At 61.6% G+C, this 14,058-nt stretch carries 11 protein-coding genes and 2 pseudogenes; 4 read left to right on the top strand and 9 right to left on the bottom strand.

Going from position 1 to position 14,058, the window contains the following annotated elements:
• Window positions 1-130 precede the first annotated feature (130 nt).
• A pseudogene (locus ACHMXK_RS08880) lies at window positions 131-1,635 on the top strand (glycine betaine ABC transporter substrate-binding protein).
• A 109-nt stretch (window positions 1,636-1,744) separates the two neighbouring features.
• Here ACHMXK_RS08880 and ACHMXK_RS08875 read toward each other — a convergent pair.
• The 9 genes and pseudogenes from ACHMXK_RS08875 to ACHMXK_RS08835 all read right to left on the bottom strand — a co-directional run bounded on the left by ACHMXK_RS08875 (window position 1,745) and on the right by ACHMXK_RS08835 (window position 10,784).
• Complete coding sequence (locus ACHMXK_RS08875; protein ID WP_397439535.1) at window positions 1,745-2,713, bottom strand: Bug family tripartite tricarboxylate transporter substrate binding protein; 969 nt, start codon at window positions 2,711-2,713, stop codon at window positions 1,745-1,747.
• Between the two features lie 54 nt (window positions 2,714-2,767).
• Window positions 2,768-3,655, bottom strand: a complete 888-nt coding sequence (gene glxR / locus ACHMXK_RS08870; RefSeq protein ID WP_397439533.1) for a 2-hydroxy-3-oxopropionate reductase — start codon at window positions 3,653-3,655, stop codon at window positions 2,768-2,770.
• A 102-nt stretch (window positions 3,656-3,757) separates the two neighbouring features.
• The gene (garL, locus tag ACHMXK_RS08865; protein WP_397439531.1) at window positions 3,758-4,540 is read right to left on the bottom strand and encodes a 2-dehydro-3-deoxyglucarate aldolase; all 783 of its coding nucleotides are present in this window, start codon (window positions 4,538-4,540) and stop codon (window positions 3,758-3,760) included.
• A 46-nt stretch (window positions 4,541-4,586) separates the two neighbouring features.
• The gene (garD, locus tag ACHMXK_RS08860; RefSeq protein ID WP_397439530.1) at window positions 4,587-6,161 is read right to left on the bottom strand and encodes a galactarate dehydratase; all 1,575 of its coding nucleotides are present in this window, start codon (window positions 6,159-6,161) and stop codon (window positions 4,587-4,589) included.
• Window positions 6,162-6,192: 31 nt separating this feature from the next.
• On the bottom strand, window positions 6,193-7,482 hold the full coding sequence (locus ACHMXK_RS08855) for a TRAP transporter large permease (RefSeq protein WP_397439528.1): 1,290 nt from the start codon (window positions 7,480-7,482) through the stop codon (window positions 6,193-6,195).
• Entirely contained in the window at window positions 7,473-7,961 is a 489-nt protein-coding gene (locus ACHMXK_RS08850) for a TRAP transporter small permease (RefSeq protein WP_397439526.1), read from the bottom strand. Before ACHMXK_RS08850 ends, ACHMXK_RS08855 begins: the two co-directional genes overlap by 10 nt.
• A 101-nt stretch (window positions 7,962-8,062) precedes the next feature.
• Window positions 8,063-9,034 (bottom strand): TRAP transporter substrate-binding protein, encoded by a 972-nt coding sequence (locus tag ACHMXK_RS08845; protein ID WP_397439524.1) that lies wholly within the window; start codon window positions 9,032-9,034, stop codon window positions 8,063-8,065.
• 41 nt (window positions 9,035-9,075) lie between these two features.
• Window positions 9,076-9,969, bottom strand: a complete 894-nt coding sequence (locus ACHMXK_RS08840) for an SMP-30/gluconolactonase/LRE family protein (RefSeq protein WP_397439522.1) — start codon at window positions 9,967-9,969, stop codon at window positions 9,076-9,078.
• 4 nt (window positions 9,970-9,973) lie between these two features.
• Window positions 9,974-10,784: pseudogene (locus ACHMXK_RS08835) on the bottom strand (NAD-dependent epimerase/dehydratase family protein).
• Window positions 10,785-10,970: 186 nt separating this feature from the next.
• Between ACHMXK_RS08835 and ACHMXK_RS08830 the strand changes: the two are divergent.
• The 3 genes from ACHMXK_RS08830 (at window position 10,971) to ACHMXK_RS08820 (ending at window position 14,009) form a co-directional block, all read left to right on the top strand.
• Window positions 10,971-11,735 (top strand): FadR/GntR family transcriptional regulator, encoded by a 765-nt coding sequence (locus tag ACHMXK_RS08830; protein ID WP_397439520.1) that lies wholly within the window; start codon window positions 10,971-10,973, stop codon window positions 11,733-11,735.
• A gap of 248 nt (window positions 11,736-11,983) precedes the next feature.
• Window positions 11,984-12,976 (top strand): Bug family tripartite tricarboxylate transporter substrate binding protein, encoded by a 993-nt coding sequence (locus ACHMXK_RS08825; RefSeq protein WP_397439518.1) that lies wholly within the window; start codon window positions 11,984-11,986, stop codon window positions 12,974-12,976.
• Window positions 12,969-14,009, top strand: coding sequence for a Gfo/Idh/MocA family protein (locus ACHMXK_RS08820; protein ID WP_397439516.1), 1,041 nt, complete (start codon window positions 12,969-12,971; stop codon window positions 14,007-14,009). Before ACHMXK_RS08825 ends, ACHMXK_RS08820 begins: the two co-directional genes overlap by 8 nt.
• Window positions 14,010-14,058: the final 49 nt, after the last annotated feature.

Raw genomic sequence — 14,058 nt, 5'->3', positions numbered from 1 at the left:
CCGGGATGACAAAGCGGGGGCAGAGATGACTAATGCTGCTGCCGTGTGTCGGGTTGGCGCCGGCGGCCGACACAGCGATACTCGCGTGATGACCCGCCGCCTCCCCGCCTTTGCCGCCTGCTGCATTGCCATGCTGCTGGCCCTCGTCAGCAGCCTCGGCTTCGCCGCCCCGTCTCCCAACGACACGCTGCGCATAGGCTCCAAACGTTTCACCGAGTCCTACATCCTGGCGCAGGTACTGGCGCAAACGGCGGCGCCGCACACGCCCACGCCGCCGTCGGTGTTGCAGGGCCTGGGCAACACGGCGATTGTTTACGAGGCGCTGCGTTCGGGCCATATCGACCTGTACCCGGAATACGTCGGCACCATCAGCCAGGAAATCCTCAAAAGCAACACGCCCCTGACCCTGGACGCGATGAACACCGCCCTGGCACCGCTGGGCCTGGGGGTGGCCATTCCGCTGGGCTTTAACGATGGTTATGCGCTGGCCATGCGTGCGGACCAGGCGCAGCGCCTGGGCATCCGGTCGCTCAGCGATCTGGTGCGGCATCCGGAGTTGAAGCTGGGCTTGTCCAATGAATTCATAGGCCGCGCCGATGGCTGGCAAGGGCTGGCGCAACGTTATGGCGCGCCGCAGGTGCCTACCGGACTGGACCACGGCCTGGCCTACGATGCGCTGGCGCAAAAGCAGGTGGACGTGATCGACATCTACACCACCGACGCGAAGATCAAACACCTGGGCCTCTACGTGTTGCAGGACGACCGCGCTTATTTTCCGCGTTATGACGCGGTGGTCTTGTACCGGCTGGACGTGCCCACACGCTTTCCGCAGGCCTGGGCGGCGCTGCAAAAACTCAGCGGCAGCATCGACGAAAACGCGATGATCACCATGAACGCCCGGGCCGAGTTGCAAGGTGTGGCCTTTGACATCATTGCCCGCGACCATCTCGCAGCCAAGGCCTCGGGAAGTGCCCTCACCGCCAGCGCCAGCACCGCCGATCCCTCACAACGCGGCTTCTGGGCCAAACTCTAGGCCCCGACCTGGCGCGCCTCACCCGTCAGCACCTGGCCTTGACTTTGGTGTCGGTGGCCCTGGCCGCGCTGCTGGGTGTGCCGCTGGCGGTGCTGGTGTTTCCCCATCCGCGGCTGCGCGGAGTAGTGCTGGGCAGCACCGGCCTGCTGCAAACCGTGCCCTCGCTGGCCTTGCTGGCGATGCTGATTTCGGTGATGGGTTTGATAGGCACCGTGCCGGCGCTGATCGCATTGATGCTGTACGCGCTGCTGCCCATCATGCGCAACACCGTGACGGGCCTGGCCGAAGTGTCGCAAGGCCTGCGCGACGCCGGCCAGGCGCTGGGCATGACGGGGCGCCAGCGCATGCGTTTGATCGAGTTGCCGCTGGCCTTGCCCACCATCGTCGCCGGGGTACGCACGGCGACCTCCATTGCCATTGGCACGGCAACGATTGCCGCTTTCATAGGCGCAGGAGGTTTTGGTGAACGCATCGTCACCGGCCTGGCCTTGAACGACGGCCAGTTGCTGCTGGCCGGCGCCCTGCCCGCGACCTTGCTGGCGCTGCTGAGTGAAGCGCTGTTTGAGTTGGTGGAGTATGGGCTGCGGCGGCGCAGGGCTTGAGCAAGCCCTTCACGCCCGCCTTGACATTTTTCTCGGTGGATTGGTGATCAAATAGGCCTCTAGCCCTTTACCCACGGACGCAAGCAGCTATTGAATCAGGAGTAACGCCTCAATCCAGCTTGATGCCAGCCTGTGTCACCACCTCGGCCCAGCGTTTGCGTTCCTGGTTGAAAAACTTGTCCTGCTCGGCCGGCGCCATGGTCACCACCTCGGCGCCCTGCCCGCTGAGCTTGGCGCGAATCTCGGGACTGCGAATGATCTTGATCAGCTCGGTGTTGAGCCGGTTCACAATCGCCGCCGGTGTGCCATTGGCCACCAGCATGCCTTGCCAGGTGCCGGACTCGAAACCACTCAAGCCTTGTTCCTGCAAGGTCGGCACGTCGCCGATCAGCGGCATACGCGTGGCCTTGGAAACGCCGAGAATCTTGAGCTTGCCGCTTTGCACAAAAGGCAAGGTGGCCAACATGCCATTCATCAAGACCTGGGTTTGCCCGGCGATGGTGTCGGTCACGGCTTGCGAGCCGCCTTTGTAGGGGATGTATTGCCACTTGGCTTTGCTGGCACGCTCCACCGCCACACCGGCAAGGTGCGGCGCGCTGCCCATGGCGGTGACGGCAAAGTTAAGCTGCGACTTGTGCGACAGCGCGACCAGTTCCTTGAGGTTGTTGGCCGGCACCGAGGGGTGCACCACCAGCAAATGCGGCGAATAAGCCAGCATGGTGACGCCGCGCAAGTCCTTGCTCGGATCAAACGCCAGCTTGGTATAGACCGAGGGGCTGATCGCCAGCGCGCCGGTGTCGCACAGCAGCAAGGTGTAGCCGTCGGGTGCCGACTTGGCCACCACATCGGCGCCCAGGTTGCCGTTGGCCCCAGCCCGGTTTTCCACAATCACCGGTTGCTTGAGCGCTTCCGACAGCGCCTGGCTGATGGAGCGGGCAATGATGTCCGACGAGCCGCCGGGCGGGTAAGGCACCACGATACGTATCGGTTTGGCCGGCCAGGTCTGCGCTTGCACGCCGGACGCGGCCAGACCCAGGGCCAATGATGTGGCCAGAACTTTGCGGCGGTTCACAGACATGACAACTCCTCGAACAGATTAGAAAAAAAAGAGGGCCACGTGGCCCCCTGTGGCTTAAGCCTTGGCAACCTCGTGGTTGGCCATCAGTTCCAGTGCACGCACCAGCGCCGAGTGGTCCAGGTCCTGCATGCCATTGGCGCTGCAAACCTGCATCAACTGGGCGGCACTGGCCGTTTGCGGCAGCGCCACACCCAGGGTGCGTGCGCCGCTGAGCGCCAGGCCCAAATCCTTCTGGTGCAGGCCGATGCGAAAGCCGGGGTTGAAGGTGCGTTTGATCATGCGTTCGCCATGCACTTCCAGAATGCGCGAAGAGGCAAAACCACCCATCAGCGCCTGGCGGACCTTGGCCGGGTCGGCACCGGCCTTGCTGGCAAACAGCAGGGCTTCACCGACGGCTGCGATGTTCAGCGCCACGATGATCTGATTCGCCACCTTGCAGGTCTGGCCGTCGCCGTTGCCGCCGACCAGGGTGATGTTTTTACCCATCAGTTCAAACAGCGGCTTGACACGCTCGAACGCTGCATCGGGGCCGCCAATCATGATGGTCAGGCTGGCCGCCTTGGCGCCGACTTCGCCGCCGGAAACCGGCGCATCGAGGTAGTCGCAGCCCAGCTCGTTGATCTTTTTCGCAAACTCCTTGGTGTCCATGGGCGAGATGGAACTCATGTCGACCACGGTTTTGCCTTTGCTCAGGCCGGCCGCCACACCTTGGTCGCCGAACAGCACTTTGGCCACATCGGGTGTGTCGGGCAACATCATGAAAATGATGTCGGCTTTTTCAGCAACCTCTTGCGCCGAGCTGCAGGCCGTGGCCTTGTCGGTCAGCAACTCTGCCGGCACCTTGCTGCGGGTGGTCAGAAAAACCTCGTGGCCGGCCTTGACCAGATGTGCCGCCATTGGCGCGCCCATGATGCCCAGACCGATAAAACCTAGCTTGCTCATTGAAAATTCTCCGTTGATTGTCAAAAAAATACCTGTGGCCATGACCCGCGGTTCAGAAGGCGGGGGCATGGATCCCGGATCAGGTCCGGGATGACAGAAAAATTAAATGGTGTACTTGTCGTGCAAGGCCTGCGTGGCCGCGCGGAAAACGCCCAGGTCGCTGCCGACACCAACAAAGGTGGCGCCCATTTCCATGTAGCGGCGCGCATCGGCTTCCACCGGTGCCAGGATGCCAACTGGTTTGCCGTGGGCTTTGGCATCGGCAAAAATGCTGAGCATGGCCGCCTGCACTTCCGGGTGGCCGGCATTGCCCAGGTGGCCATAACCGGCGGCCAGGTCCGAGGGGCCGATAAAAATGCAGTCGATGCCGTCCAGCGCGGCAATTTCACGCGTGGCGGCGACACCGGCGCGGCTCTCGATCTGCACCATCACGCAGATGTGATCGTTGATGGACTTGAAGTAGTCAGGCACCGTGCCGTAACGGTTGCTGCGCTGGGACACCGACACGCCGCGAAAACCTTGCGGCGGGTAACGTGTGGCGGCCACCGCATTGCTGGCTTGCTCGGCACTTTCAACAAAAGGAATCAGGAAGTTGTAGAAGCCGGCATCGAGCAGGCGTTTGAGTTCCACCGCGTTGTTGCTGGAAGGACGCACCACGGGCGCACTTTTGCTGTCCTTGAGCGCCATCAGCTGCGGAATGTAGGTGGCCATGTCGTTGGGCGAATGTTCGCCGTCCAGCAAAATCCAGTCAAAACCGGCCACACCCAGCACCTCGGTGGTGATGGCATTGGACAGCGAGGACCAGCAGCCGATCAGCTTCTTGCCGGCCAGCAGGTCGCGCTTGAAGGTATTGGGAAACGATTGGTAAGGCGTGGGTTGTGTCATGGGGTCTCGCTTGAAAAAATAATCTAAAAATCTGCGTGTGCAGGGTTCAGGTGATAGGTGCCGGGTTGAACAACACCAAGGCGTTGTGCAGCTTCCAGTGTTCGGCCCAGGTTTTCTTGCGGCCGCTGGCCACTTCCAGCATCAGGTGGAACAGCTCCCAGCCCACGTCTTCGATGCTGGCCTCGCCATCGGAAATCCGGCCGGCATTGATGTCCATCAGGTCGTGCCAGCGCCTGGCCAGATCGCTGCGTGTGGCCACCTTGATCACCGGCACTTCGGCCAGACCATAAGGCGTGCCGCGGCCTGTGGTAAACACATGCAGGTTCATGCCGGCCGCCACCTGCAAGGTGCCGCAAATAAAATCGCTGGCCGGCGTTGCGGCGTAGGTCAGGCCTTTTTGTTTGAGCTTTTCGCCGGGGGCCAACACACCAGTGATGGGCGCTGTGCCCGACTTCACGATGGAGCCCATGGCTTTTTCGACAATGTTGGACAAGCCGCCTTTTTTGTTGCCTGGCGTGGTGTTGGCGCTGCGATCGACCAGGCCTTTTTGCAAGTAGGCGTCGTACCAGGCCATTTCGCGGATCATGGCCTGCGCCACGTCCGGGCTGCTGGCGCGTGCGGTCAACTGGTCAATGCCGTCGCGCACCTCGGTGGTTTCAGAAAACATCACACTGGCGCCGGCGCGCACCAGCAAGTCGGTGGCAAAACCGACGGCTGGATTGGCGGTGACGCCGGAGAACGCATCACTGCCGCCACACTGCACACCAACCACCAGCTCGCTGGCCGGCACGGTTTCGCGGCGTCGTGCATCAAGCTTTTCCAGGTGCAACACGGCCGCCTGCATGATGGAATCAATCATGGACATGAAACCGACATGGTGTTCCGACTGCAGGCACACCACGTCGAGCACAGCATCGGCATTGGTGCCCACATCGGCCACATTGCGTTCATCCACGATCTGGATCGTGCCCGGCGGCAGCAGGCGCTCGGGCTGCAGTTTTTCGCAGCCCAGGCTGACCACCATCACTTCGCCGCCGAAGTTGGGGTTCAGCGTGATGTTGCGCAAGGTGCGTATCGGGATGATGGCGTCGGGCGCATCAATCGCCACGCCACAACCGTAGCTGTGCTCCAGGCCCACCACGTCGTCCACGTTGGGAAAACGCGGCAACAGTTCTTCCTTGATCCGTTTGACGGCAAATTCCACCACACCGGCCACACATTGCACCGTGGTGGTGATGGCCAGGATGTTGCGGCTGCCAACCGACCCATCGGCATTGCGGTAACCCTCGAAGGTGTAACCCTCCAGCGGCGGCAAGGGCTCGGCCCGCAGCGTCGCCATCGGCAAGCCGACGAGTTCGCGTGCGGCCGGCATCTCCAGCAAACGCTCATGCACCCAACTGCCGGCGGGAATGTCTTTCAGTGCATAACCAATCGGCACGTTGTAACGCAGCACCGCGCTGCCCATGGGCAGATCGACCAGCGCGACCTTGTGGCCCTGCGGCACCCGGTCACACAAGGTCAGGCCGTCGGCAAACCTGGCGCCAGGCGCCAGGCCGCCGTCGTTGGCGACGATGGCCACATTGTCGGCCGGGTGCATGCGGATGTAGAGTGGATCGGTCATGGTTCAGTTCTCTTAGTGCGGTATCCCAGGCTCACTTGTACAGAGACGGCAACCAGAGAGAAAACGCCGGCACGTAAGTCACGAGCAACAGGCAAACACCCAGTGCGCTGTAAAACGGCAAGATGGAGCGCATCACCTGGCCCACAGATATCTCGCCAATCGCGCAACCGACGAACTGCACCGAGCCGACCGGCGGCGTGTTCAGGCCAAGTGCGCAGTTGATCAGCATCACGATGCCGAACTGCACCGGGTCCATGCCGAATTGCATCGCAATCGGCATGAAGATGGGTGTGCAAATCAGTATGGTGGCGGCCATGTCGAGAAAGGTGCCGAGGATGAACAGCAGCACATTGATCATCAGAAAGATGACCCAGGGTTCGCTGCTGACCGACTTCATCAGATCGCCGGTCAACTGCGGCACTTCATACAGTGCCATGAAATAACCGAAGGCCGACGAGATGCCGATCAACAGCAACACCACCCCGGTGGTTTTGCAGGCCTTGGCGCAGGCCTTGAGAAAGTTTGTCCAGGTCAAGGTCTTGTAGACCAGCACCGTGATGGCCAGTGCCCAGGCCACGGCGATCGAGGCCGACTCGGTGGCGGTGAAGGCCCCCGACAAGATGCCGACCAGGATGATCACCACCACCAGCAGCCCCGGCAAGGCGGCGCCGAAGGCGCGCATCACTTCCCGCCATCCGGGAAAGGTGCCGTGGGTCGGATAACCGCGTTTGACCGCCACGTAATAGGCCGCACCGAGGTTGCACAAGGTCAGAATGATCGCGGGCACCAAACCGGCAAGAATCAGACTCAGCACGCTGACCGAGGCAATGCCCGAGGTGGCCAGCGTGAAGATGATCATGTTGTGCGAGGTCGGCATGATCGCCCCGACCAGCGCGGCGTGGGTGGTGACGTTGACCGCATAGTCGGCGTCGTAACCTTCCTTCTTCATCAGCGGGATCATCACCGAACCCATGGCCGACACGTCGGCCAGCGGGGAACCGGCAACACCGCCAAACAGCGTGCAGCCGATGACGTTGCTCATGCCCAGGCCGCCGCGCACGTGGCCGACCAGGCTGTTGGCAAAACGCACAATGCGCTCGGCAATGCCGCCGTAGAGCATCAACTCGCCGGCAAAAACGAAAAAGGGGATGGCGAGGAAGGAGAACACCTGCATGCCGCCGACCATCTTCTGAAACACCACCGCAACAGGCAAACCCGCCGCAACAATGGTGGCCACCGACGACAGGCCAATCGCAAACGCGACCGGCACGCCGATGACAAGTAAGAGCGTGAAGCTCAGGGCGAGTACGGTCAGTTCCATGCGGGCTCCACTGTTTGGCCGCGCACCAGCGCGATGATATGTTCAATCGAAAACAGCACGATCAGCACGCCGGCAATCACCAGCGGCAGGTAATCGATGCCGTCGGGGACGGGCATCATGGGTTTTTTTTCATCCCACTTGGCGACCATCCACAACCAGCCGCCCTGCACCATCAGCACGCCGAAGAGGCCGACCAGCCCATGGATCAGGATTTCAATACGGTGCTGCCATTTTTCGGGCAGCAGTATGACCAGGGACTCCAGGCCGATGTGGCCGGCGTCGCGCACGCCAACCGCCAGGCCGAAGGCCGTGACAAACAGGACCAGCAGCAGCGCCAGATTTTCGGCCCAGGTTGGCGTGTCGTTGAAAACATAGCGCCCAATGACCTGCCATTGAACACACAGGACGATCGCAATCAGTCCGATCACGGCCAGGATCAGGCTGAGCTTGGACAGCATCGCGCAAAATTTTGTATACATATGATTTCTCTGCTTGCCCTTGCCGCAACGCTCCCGCCAACGGGTGAAGCGCCGCTCACCCTGTCCTTTTCGGGAGAGGATGAGGGCGTGCCAGGTGATGCTTACTTGGTGTCCTGAATGGCCTTGACCAGGCGTTTCAGGTCGGGCGTGCTCATGAACTTGTCATAAACCGGACCCATCACCGACTGGAACGAGGCCTTGTCAACCTCGACGATCTGGGCTCCGCCAGCCTTGACCACGGCCAGCGATTTGCCTTCCTGCTCGTCCCACTTCTTGCGCTGGACCGCGACTGAGTCCTTGGCCGCGCTGCGGATCATGTCCTGGTCAGCCTTGGGCAACTTGTCCCACACCACCTTGGACATCAGCAGCATTTCTGGCGCCATCGAGTGTTCGGTTTTGGAGTAGAACTTCACGGCCTCATAGTGCTTGGACGTATCGAAGGAGGGGATGTTGTTCTCGGCGGCGTCGATCAGGCCGGTTTTCAGGCCCGTATAAACCTCGCCGTAAGGCATGGGTGTTGCGTTGCCGCCCATGGCGGCAATCAGGGCCACCCACAGGTCTGACTGCTGGACGCGAATTTTCATGCCCTTCACGTCGGCCACGGTCTTGATCGGCTTCTTGGCGTAGATCGAGCGCGCACCGCTGTCGTAAAAAGCCAGGCCAATGAAGCCGGCCGACTCGCAGCTTTTCAGGATCTCCTCGCCGGCCGGGCCGTCCAGCGACTTGCGCATGTGTTCGACCGAGTGGAACAGGAAAGGCATGGTCGGCACCTGCGTCTTCTGGCAGATCGCGTTCATCGGGCTGATGTTCACACGCGTGAGGTCCAACGCGCCTATCTTCACCTGATCGATGGTTTCCTTCTCGGTGCCGAGCGCGCCCTTGTTGAAGACCTTGATCTTGTATTTGCCGCCGCTCTTTTTGTCCATCACCTCGCTCATGTATTTGACGGCGACCACGGTCGGATAGTCGTCGGCGTTGTGGATGTCGGCGGAGCGGAACTCGGCGGCGAAACCGGCCAAGGGAGCCATGGCCAGCGCTGCGGCAACGGCAAACAGTGTTTTTTGAATCTTCATGTCATCCTCTAAGTGGTGGTGGAATTACTAATGAACACTTTTTAATGCAGGCACGCAGCCTCGGGCAGCCCGCGCACGCCGGGGCGCAGCGCGAACACACCACCGGCCAGCGGCTGGTCAGATAAATCGACTCCATCAGGGCGAATCGATGTCACGAACAGGGTATCCAGGCCAGCGCCGCCAAAGGCGCACATGGCCGGTTTTTTCACGGGCACGGCCAACGACCGGTCCAGCTTGCCGTCGGGTGTGAAGCGGTGCACCAGGCCCGCATCGTTGCCGCAAATCCAGTAACAACCGTCTTCATCCACGGCCGCACCATCAGGCCGGCCCGGAAAAGCATTCATGTCGACAAACACCCGACGATTCGAGGGCGTGCCGGTGACCGTGTCGTAGTCAAAGGCCCAGATCATCTGCACCGAGGGATGGGAATCCGAGAGGTATAGGGTGCGGCCGTCGGGGCTGAAGCCCAGGCCGTTGGGCGTGATGAAGCCATCCAGCATTTTTTGCAAGCCATTCGGCTGCGCATAACGGTACAAAGCACCGGCGCTGGAGGCCAGGCCCATGTTCATGACCATGGTGCCGGCCCAGAAACGCCCTTGGCGGTCGCAACGGCCATCGTTGAAACGCATGCCAGGCTGGGCGTGATTCACACCGGCCAGCAACTGGCTGCGTAACTCGCCGCCGGGCTGTATCTGCAATTCAAAGATGCCGGTTTCCAGACCTGCCACCCATGTGCCCGGACGCTGGCCCTGCGCGATACAGGCCAGCATTTCGGGCGCAGCCCAATTTGTGACCTCCCCGGTGGCCGCTTGCCAGCGGCAGAGTTGGCGGGCCGGGATATCGACCCAATACAGCGCTTGTTCAGCGACCTGCCAGACCGGGCTTTCGCCGGTCGCGTTGCGGCTGTCCAGCACGAGTTCCGCTTGGGTACTCATCACGTCAATCGGCGAAAGGGCCGGCTTTGACAAAACCGCCGCCCTGAAACTGAACCGCCGGGTCGTTCAGATCAGGCGCCGGCGTACGCGCGTAAACCGCTTCGCGAAAAATGTCCGAGCTGTCTTGTGGCTGGTAGCCAATATGTTTGGCCCGGCTGTTGTCCCACCAGGTCACGGCGTTGTCGGACATGCCGAACACAATGCTGTGGCCCAGCACGGGGGGTGCTCAGGCAGGCGGTGATCAGGCGGTGCAAATCGTCAAAACTCAGCCAACTGGCCAACATGCGCCTGTCCTTGGGTTCGGCAAACGAGGAGCCAATCCGCACACAGGCGGTTTCAATGCCATAACGGTCAAAATAAAAGCGCGATAAATCCTCGCCAAAAGCCTTGCTCACGCCATACAAGCCGTCAGGGCGCGCAGGTGCGTCGGCCGTGAGGGTCTCGCTTTGCCGGTAAAAGCCGGTCACATGGTTGGAACTGGCAAACACCACGCGTTTGACGCCGTGTTTACGCGCCGCCTCATACAGGTTGTAAAGGCCCAGGATATTGGCCTGCAGGATGGGGCCGAAAGGTCCTTCGACCGACACGCCGCCCAAATGAACAATCGCGTCCACGCCCTGCACCATCACATCCACAGCCGCGGCATCGGCCAGATCGGCCAGCACCACTTCTTCCTGCGCACCGGCCACGCCCAAGTCCACCCGGTCCGACAGGCGCAAGACCGTGCAATTCGCTTTCAGGCGCTCGCGCAAGGCCTGACCCAAGCCGCCGGCAGCACCGGTCAACAGCAATTTTTTGTGAACCTGGATTGTCATAAGGTCTCTTTTTAGATACTTGCCTGGGTGCATCACTGGACTTTTTTACCCAGTTTGCTACAGTGGCCTGAATTGATCAACACATCAGTCATATGTTGTCTGATGACCAAGAATTTTAGTGACGCGCCTTCGTCTGTCAACAATTTTCTGGCGACACTATGGCAAACCCCTACCCGAGCAAACCCGATGGAACCCAAGCCGAGCAGCCCCCTGATTGACGAAGCCCCGCGCATGCGCCGCCCGCGCGGGCTGGTGACGGAAATCGTCGAAAGCCTGGCCGCCAGCATTCGGGAAGGACAACTCCAGCCCGGCGACAAACTGCCGACCGAAGCCGAAATCATGGTCCGTTTTGACGTCAGCCGGACCGTGGTGCGTGAATCCATTTCCAAGCTGCAGGCCTCCGGCCTGGTCGAAACAAGGCACGGCATAGGCACGTTTGTGCTTCAACAGCGGGAGTCCGGCAACTTCAAGATTGCCGCCGCCGACTTCGCCACGGTGGCCGATGTCATCTCGCTGCTGGAGCTGCGTATCAGCCTGGAAACCGAGGCTGCCGGCCTGGCCGCCCAGAGGCGAAGCACGGAAAATCTGGAAGCCATGGCCAATGCGCTGCGCGCCTTCCAGGACTCTATCCATGCGGACTCCGATGCGGTGCCGCCCGACTTCCAGTTTCATATGGAAGTGGCGCGCGCCACCGGCAACCGGCATTTTGCGGACCTGATGACCTACCTGGGCACCATGATCATTCCGCGCACCCGTGTGAACACGCCGCAAAGCGCACCCGAGGGCCGGCTGAACTACCTGCAACGTGTCAACGGCGAGCATGAAAACATTTACAACGCCATCCGCAACCAGGATGCGGACGCCGCCCGGGCCGCCATGCGCACCCACCTGTCCAACAGCCGCGAACGGCTGCGCAAAGGCCAGAACACCGAGTCCACGCCGGTTCGCTGAGCCGAAAACGGGGTTTGCGAGCCAAATGAGGGAATTCCCCGATTGGCAGAAAATCCGACCAAGTTGTACGATGACTGATCTATTTTGACAGTTTGATGCACCGCTCCCCCGACTTCTGAATCTCGAACACGCATGCCCTGAACGCTGGCCACAGCGAAAGCGTGCGTGAGCCGATCCAGGGGCCTCCCGCAAGATCGTTCACCCTTGCACGCCTGCCTTTTCGTCCTAAACAACAGCCTGGAGACAACATGAAACGCCGCTCACTGATTCACACAGCCCTCGCCTTGGCCGCCCCGGTCGTTCTTGGTGGCGCCGTTGCGTTGCCGGCCTGGGCCCAGGACAAATGGCCTTCCAAGCCGATCAACTATGTCGTGCCCTTCCCCGCTGGCGGCACCACGGACATTCTGGCGCGCCTGATCGGGCAAAAGCTGGGCCCGGTGCTGGACACCACCGTGGTGGTCGAAAACCGCGGCGGCGCTGGCGGCAGCGTGGGTTCGGAGATCGCCTCGCGTGCGCCGGCCGACGGTTACACCCTGTTGGGCGGCACCATCAGCTCGCATGCGATCAATGTCAGCCTGTATCCCAAGCTCGGCTACGACCCGATCAAGTCTTTTTCGCCGGTGGCACTGATTGGCTCGAACCCGGTGGTGTTGATCGTCAAAGCGGACAGTCCTTACAAGACCTTGCAGGACGTGCTGAACGCGGCCAAGGCCAAACCGAAAACCGTCACCTCGGCCTCGGCCGGCAATGGCACCTCGCAACACATGACGCTGGAACTGCTGGGCTTTCGCTCGGGCACGCAGTTCATCCACGTGCCTTACAAAGGCAGCGGCCCGGCGATCCAGGACGTGATTGGCGGCCAGGTCGACATGATGTTTGACACCACCGTGGTCGCCGGCCCCCACATCCAGAGCGGCAAGGTGCGCGCCATCGCCGTGAGTTCGGCCAAACGCCTGGACTCGCTGCCTAACGTGCCGACGATTGCGGAGTCCGGCGTGCCCGGTTTTGAAGTGGTGTCCTGGCAAGGCATTTTTGTGCCCGCCGGTGTGCCCAAACCCATCGTGGACCGCCTGCACGCCGAGACCATGAAAATCCTGCAGACCACAGAGATGCAGGATCGCCTGAAAAGCCTGGGCATGCAGCCCTCCAGCATGACGCCGGACCAGGTCGCCACCTTCCAGAAAGCCGAGGTCGAGAAATGGGCCCAGGTCATCAAGGCGGCAGGCATCAAACTTGAATAAAAGCGCCAGCACAAGAATGCGGGTTGCCGTGGTCGGTGCGGGCCAAGCCTCGGCCCCGCATCTGCAAAGCCTGCAGGACCTGGGCGCCGAGCTGGAGCTGGTCTGGCTGGTGGCCCGCAGCACCGAACGACTGGCCGGACTGAATCTGCCAGCCGGCACCGCCACCAGCACCCGGCTGGAAGACGTGCTGGATGACGCCTCGGTGCAGGCCGTGCTGGTCCTCACGCCACCCAACACCCATGGCGACATCGTGATGCGCCTGGCCCAAGCCGGCAAACATGTGCTGGTGGAAAAACCGCTGGACGTCAGCCTGGACAAGGCCGAACAGATGGTGGCGATTTGCGAGCAACACGGCGTCAAGCTCGCCGTGATGCTGCAGCACCGCCTGCGCGACGCGGCCCGCGCGCTGGCGCAACTGATTGAAAGTGGCGTCCTTGGCAGCCTGGTCAGCGCCTCGGCCAGCGTGCGTTGGTGGCGCCCCCAAAGTTATTACGACGAGCCGGGCCGTGGCACCTTGGCACGGGATGGCGGCGGCGTCTTGATGACACAGGCCATTCACACATTGGACCTCTTGCTTTGCCTGACCGGCATGCCGGACAAGGTGATCGCGCTGGCCAGCACCAGCGCCTTGCACCGCATGGAATGCGAAGACACCGTGGCCGCCCTGCTGCATTACGCGAATGGCGCCGTGGCCAACATCGACGCCACCACGGCCGCCTACCCCGGTTTTCCGGAACACATCGCCCTGAACTTCACTTTAGGCAGCGCCACACTGGAAGCCGGCGAGTTACAGGCCGAGTTGCTGGATGGCCGAAAAATTCACGCCGGCGAAAGGCAGACTTCGGGCTCGGGCGCCAACCTGATGGCTTTTGACCACCAGGCCCATCGCGCGGTCTTGCAGGATTTTGTGAACGCCATCCGTACCAACACCGAACCCGCGGTGACCGGACGCTCCGCGCTGCAGGTGCACCGGCTGATCACGGCCATGATGGCCTCGTCGGCAAGCGGCGCCGCCGTGTCTCTCGTTCGCTGAAGCGCCCGGGCCGGCGCAGCAATCGCTATTGTTTCAATAGCTGCTTGCG

The sequence above is a fragment of the Polaromonas sp. UC242_47 genome, assembly GCF_044452385.1.
GTDB lineage: Bacteria > Pseudomonadota > Gammaproteobacteria > Burkholderiales > Burkholderiaceae_C > Polaromonas.
This window is presented reverse-complemented; position numbering and strand designations above follow the sequence as displayed.

Coding starts and splice junctions, on each gene's coding strand:
- glxR (WP_397439533.1), bottom strand. CDS start 3,655: ATGAGCAAGCTAGGTTTTATCGGTCTGGGCATCATGGGCGCGCCAATG.
- ACHMXK_RS08845 (WP_397439524.1), bottom strand. CDS start 9,034: ATGAAGATTCAAAAAACACTGTTTGCCGTTGCCGCAGCGCTGGCCATG.
- ACHMXK_RS08825 (WP_397439518.1), top strand. CDS start 11,984: ATGAAACGCCGCTCACTGATTCACACAGCCCTCGCCTTGGCCGCCCCG.
- garD (WP_397439530.1), bottom strand. CDS start 6,161: ATGACCGATCCACTCTACATCCGCATGCACCCGGCCGACAATGTGGCC.
- ACHMXK_RS08875 (WP_397439535.1), bottom strand. CDS start 2,713: ATGTCTGTGAACCGCCGCAAAGTTCTGGCCACATCATTGGCCCTGGGT.
- ACHMXK_RS08855 (WP_397439528.1), bottom strand. CDS start 7,482: ATGGAACTGACCGTACTCGCCCTGAGCTTCACGCTCTTACTTGTCATC.
- ACHMXK_RS08830 (WP_397439520.1), top strand. CDS start 10,971: ATGGAACCCAAGCCGAGCAGCCCCCTGATTGACGAAGCCCCGCGCATG.
- garL (WP_397439531.1), bottom strand. CDS start 4,540: ATGACACAACCCACGCCTTACCAATCGTTTCCCAATACCTTCAAGCGC.
- ACHMXK_RS08840 (WP_397439522.1), bottom strand. CDS start 9,969: ATGAGTACCCAAGCGGAACTCGTGCTGGACAGCCGCAACGCGACCGGC.
- ACHMXK_RS08850 (WP_397439526.1), bottom strand. CDS start 7,961: ATGTATACAAAATTTTGCGCGATGCTGTCCAAGCTCAGCCTGATCCTG.